Below are 4,589 nucleotides of genomic sequence, written 5' to 3' on the forward strand. Positions count from 1 at the left end.
TTCTCTTCGCTAAAAACCGAACGGGTTAGGCGGAAAACTTACCGCACCAGGAAGCAGGCGCGCGCAGATGTCTTCGATTACATCGAACGGTTCTACAATCCAAAGCGTCGGCACTCGACCATCGGGTATCTAAGCCCTATCACGTTCGAGGAGAGAGCTATGAAAGCTTAAACTGCCGTCCACGAAACCGGCAGCAGGCCATCACGCCAATCTGGCGCACCGCCTCGGCAATCGTCGCCCCTTGCCCTTGCAACACCTCAACCTGCCGAAGCTTCGATACAATCTCTTCGGGCTTCTCTCGCTTTCCAGCCATCGCTGATCCTCCAATTTGAGGGATAATCTATCCCAGTTGGTGGACCACTTTCAGCGGGCTACTCCACTTCGCTCCCCTTAGCCCGAAGCGGCCATTCCCAGCGCCCACACCCAGTGTCGGCTTTGGGCCAGGAGCGACGGCCGTCGCTGCCCTCTAGGCGCAAGACACGCTGCGCCGCAGTATGCCCCCTTCGAGCCCGAAGCAGAGCTGCGTCCGCGCGGCAGGCCCCTTGCCCTAGAGCGCCAGGCCTGAGGGAGCTCCCGGCCCATTGCCGTCATTCGTGCCAGGCGCGGCGAAGGCCCGGTCCCAGCCCTTTCTGCTGAATGGGCTCGCTCGTGATTACAGCTCGGTCGACCCTGAATTCAACATCCGTATGCTGCTCGTCGGGTATTACTTTGGCACCAAGTCGGACAGTCTCCGGTGGCTATGCAAGGTGAACCATCGCGACTTCGGCTATCGTCGGTCCTGTCTCTGCGATCTGATTGATCGTGCCCGAGATCTTCTTCCTTCTCCAGAAACAAGCACGGTCGCTTGCGCGACAGCGATTTGTTGGGTCACCTGTTCGACGTAGCCGTTATAGGGGTACATCGGGAGTTCTGGTCAGCAGGAAATGATGCGTTGATCGCGAGTGGCACCTTCAGCTACGCGCTGTGTTACGCCGAGAGTGTCGCGGACAACATAATATCCCATACGATCCTGACACTTGACGGGTGACCGGAAGACGGCAAAGTTGTGCGGCAAACGTTGAAATTCGAAATTGCAAGTCTTGGAAAATTTCCGATACATCATTTGCAATTGAAAGAAGGGGGCGGTTATGTTCAAAAAGTACCTCTGGGCCGTATGCATGTCGATTACGAGCACGGCTGTCTTTGCGCAGGGCATGACGATGGAGCAGCTTCGTGCCGCGGTGGACAAGGAACTGTCGAAGGACGACGAGCTGGTTGCAATGCTGAGCGATCCGGACCCGAAGCGCGCGCAGGCGACGATGAAGGTGATGCTCGATAGCGGCGATCCGGACATGCAGCGCATCGCGCTGGAGAACGGCATCTACAGCGCGGATCCCAACGTGCGGGGCATGGCGGTGAAGGCATTCCTCGACAGCGAACCGCTGATCGAGGTTCAGATCGACGGGAGCAAGGCAAAGACTGAGGATTTTCGGTCAGTCGTAAAGGGGTCATTGGGTCTTGTGCCTAACGACGATGCTCAAACGATCTGGATCGGAAAGTTCCAACGAAGGGCGGCTGATGGTACATGCTACGCCTTTGAGCACTGGCCATCAGGTGACGAGTGCTTGTTTCGCGCGGTCGGCGGCGCGCTGCAACTCAAAAGCTCCGATCGCAACTGGTATGAGATGAATCTAACAGACGACGGCAGACTTCAGGCAGTTGTCGGGGCTGAGTACGCTGGCACAAGTACGCGCCCTATTATCCTTTCGATCCCGATCCGCTGACGGTATCAATCGAAAGCGATTTCGTCTATGCCCACACTTCCCGCATCCCAGCTGTCGAGCACCGTGACGAATACCCAGACAGCAGTGGTCGCCATGCGGGACTGTTCCAGAATACCGTCCGGCCCGGCTTCGCCGGTCAGGAAAGGACGATCACCACGCCCGTCTCTGCGCGACGAGACGGTCACGCGGATGCGGCGGGGCAGAGCGTGACCGGCCTCGGGATCGGAAGTCAGGTGCAGCCCGCTCACCGGGGCGCTGGCACCGTCGCGGGTCCGAAAGACGATGCGGTTCGGCCCGTCCGGCGCGAACACATAGCGGCCCGGCCCGATCAGGTTCTGCTCGGACATATCGGGCGAGACCGGTGCGGAAGCGGCCGAGACAACCTCGAACCGCGACAGGGGCACCGGGGCTGGCGTCGGCGCAGCGGGCACTTCGGTCACCGTCAGACCGGCGCGGCGCGTCAGCCAGCGGCGCAGGTTCATCTCTATTTCCTCGCTGCGCAGGAAGATTCCTTCGGTCTGGGAGGCCATGCGCAGCGCCATGCCGACCGGCTTTCCACCGACCATCAGGAAAGCCCCGCTGATGCCCTGGCGCAATTCCGCGTCGGGCTGGGCGAGCCTGGCATCAAAGGTCAGATACCCGCTTTCGGTGATCTGCATCTGCGTCGGGCGCGACTCACCGGTCGCGCTCAGTTGCATGAGCTGACCGATGCTGTTTGCCTCTGGGTGAGCCTCTGCGAACCAGTCGAGATCCCGGGTGCAGCGGTCTTCGACGATGCCGCGCACCTGCGCGACTGCAAGATCCATGTCCTTCCAGAACGGATCGGTGACCCATGCAAGGGAATGGACCACCGGCGCAGCGGTGAATACGGTGAGCTTTGGGTTGTCTTTGACGATGACGTGACGCGGCAGGGCGACAAAGCAATTGTCGTTGAAGCGAAACATCAGCCCATGTCCGAACTGGTCGCCGGACTGAACCCGCACGGTTTGAGCGAAGAGTGCAACGGGGAGATTAAGCAGGATGAGGCCCAATACAATGCGGGAAAGAAATGGAAAAAAACACCGCATGTCAAAAATTGTCCTCACCGGATGGCTGATGGCTATTCCGATTATGGCATCATCGCAATCGCAGCACGAGGCCCAACTTCGCGGCGCATTCGTCGAGTTCGTCTATGAGGCGCCCGCAATTGCCGGCGCCCGTCTTCTGGGCTTTGCGCGGAGTGGTCCGATCGGTGCGCGACAAACCGAACTTGATGTGACCGGAACGCTGCCGGCCGACTGGACGTCGCCGGAGGTCTGTCTGCGGATGACAACGGTTGACGGTCTTTACGAAAGCAGAAACACTTACAGTGTCGTTGGCGTTTCTCCGGGCGGGCGCCTGCGGTTCCCTTACCCGACGCAGCAGTTGCCGCTTCTGCGCGAGGCGCCGCCGGACACTCTGGCGGGGCTGCTGACTCCCGGCGCGTGCGACAGGTTCACCGGTCTCGAAGAAGCCGCCGCAGTCTATTTTGGTGCCCAGTCGGGAGAGGCACTGTCGCTATTCCTGAACACATCTGACGCAGAATTCACCTATGTGATGTTCCCGCAGTTACCGGACGTCGGTGAACAGGAGTGTCGGCCGGTCACCCAGTTAGTCCGTAGCGCATTCGACACGATTTGCGAAATCCCGGAGGCGCTTGCAAGTCAGGGCAAGGTCACGGCAGACGTTCTGTCGGTCGATGGTGGCGAGATGGCACCGCCGGTACAGTTCGTGCTTCGCGTTGCCTCGGTGCCGGAAGGATGAGACGCCTGCGGGATTGGCGCCAAAGCTGCCATGATCTTCTGTATCGGGCAGTGCTCTGGGGGTGCGGTATCGTGCTTGCCATGATCCTTATCCTCGTCACCGGTGTACTTTCCCGGCAATCTTTGGTGCTGGATGCCCACACCCGTGCGCTCAGCATCGAGATCGAGGATCGGGAACGCCTTCGCTGGGATCTTGGACGCGTGAAGACGTGTGTGCCTCGCAAGACTCGTCGTCTCGATCTTCCTCGAGGCGAGGGGCTTTGCGATGCACGTATTTACGAGAACAGTGAACAAGATCTGGATATCTATCTGCACGATGGGGTTCGCATTGATTTCTACAACCCTTCGGAGAAAGGGGTCGTCATCGTAATCTCGGATCACGATGAGCTTGGCGAAGAATTCCGCATATGGCTGTCGCGCGAGCGCTGGATCGAGCTCGGCACGCTTGCGTTTTCCGGTCAGCCCAGGATCGGATATCCGGCCGACACGAACGAAACGGGCCTACTTCTCGCCGGAAGCTACGAATTTCGCGAACGCCGGCCGTTTTCTGTGCGCACAGATGCGATCAAGACCGGCACATTCCGACGAGGGGAAAGCATTCGCATCCTCGAAGCAGTTGGCGGTGCGGCGGTGAGTGTATTCGGTACGGTCTCACCCGACCTGGCAATGCCCGATGTACTGGCGGTAGGGCTCGTCGCAGGACCGAAAAAGTCCGAGCTTGAAGCCTCTTTCATCAGCCGCGCCTCGCCTGCGCATATCTCTCCCAACTGGGTTGATCGAGCCCGAAACAGCCCGCTGATCCTGGCGCTGTTATCTGTTCTGTCTCTGATCTTCGCCGCTTCGCAAGTGCTCGCACATCGACATTAATCGCACCACTGGATGGGTGCATGACGAGGGACCTCATTCACTTCAGCTCAAGAGACCATTGGCCTGCCCCCATTGGGTGGTCCGGTTTGATTGTTAGTGCATTGTGGGCCTCTGGTCCATCGGGACGGTGCTTTCGGGCGCGGGTGGACGGTAGCCCAGAGCGCTGTGCGGCCTGATC

Annotated in this window: 5 protein-coding genes; 4 read left to right on the plus strand and 1 reads right to left on the minus strand. The window is 59.5% G+C overall.

The genetic code is table 11. The features are described from left to right. On the plus strand, positions 1-171 hold a 171-nt coding region (locus I6N89_RS25125; RefSeq protein WP_207020243.1), incomplete at its 5' end, for an IS3 family transposase. Between the two features lie 956 nt (positions 172-1,127). Then, positions 1,128-1,763, plus strand: coding sequence for a hypothetical protein (locus I6N89_RS25130; protein WP_207020947.1), 636 nt, complete (start codon positions 1,128-1,130; stop codon positions 1,761-1,763). Positions 1,764-1,768: 5 nt separating this feature from the next. Here the strand turns inward: I6N89_RS25130 and I6N89_RS25135 are convergent, their stop codons facing one another. Then, positions 1,769-2,848 (minus strand): hypothetical protein, encoded by a 1,080-nt coding sequence (locus I6N89_RS25135; RefSeq protein ID WP_207020948.1) that lies wholly within the window; start codon positions 2,846-2,848, stop codon positions 1,769-1,771. On the opposite strand from I6N89_RS25135, the gene I6N89_RS25140 reads away from it, so the two are divergent. Together I6N89_RS25140 and I6N89_RS25145 are read left to right on the plus strand one after the other, a co-directional pair. Continuing rightward, complete coding sequence (locus I6N89_RS25140; RefSeq protein ID WP_207020949.1) at positions 2,829-3,545, plus strand: hypothetical protein; 717 nt, start codon at positions 2,829-2,831, stop codon at positions 3,543-3,545. The two genes, I6N89_RS25135 and I6N89_RS25140, sit on opposite strands and share 20 nt — an antisense overlap. Positions 3,546-3,616: 71 nt before the next feature. Beyond that, positions 3,617-4,411, plus strand: coding sequence for a hypothetical protein (locus I6N89_RS25145; protein ID WP_207020950.1), 795 nt, complete (start codon positions 3,617-3,619; stop codon positions 4,409-4,411). Positions 4,412-4,589: the final 178 nt, after the last annotated feature.

This window comes from Salipiger abyssi (assembly GCF_017311415.1).
Taxonomy (GTDB): Bacteria; Pseudomonadota; Alphaproteobacteria; order Rhodobacterales; family Rhodobacteraceae; genus Salipiger; species Salipiger abyssi_A.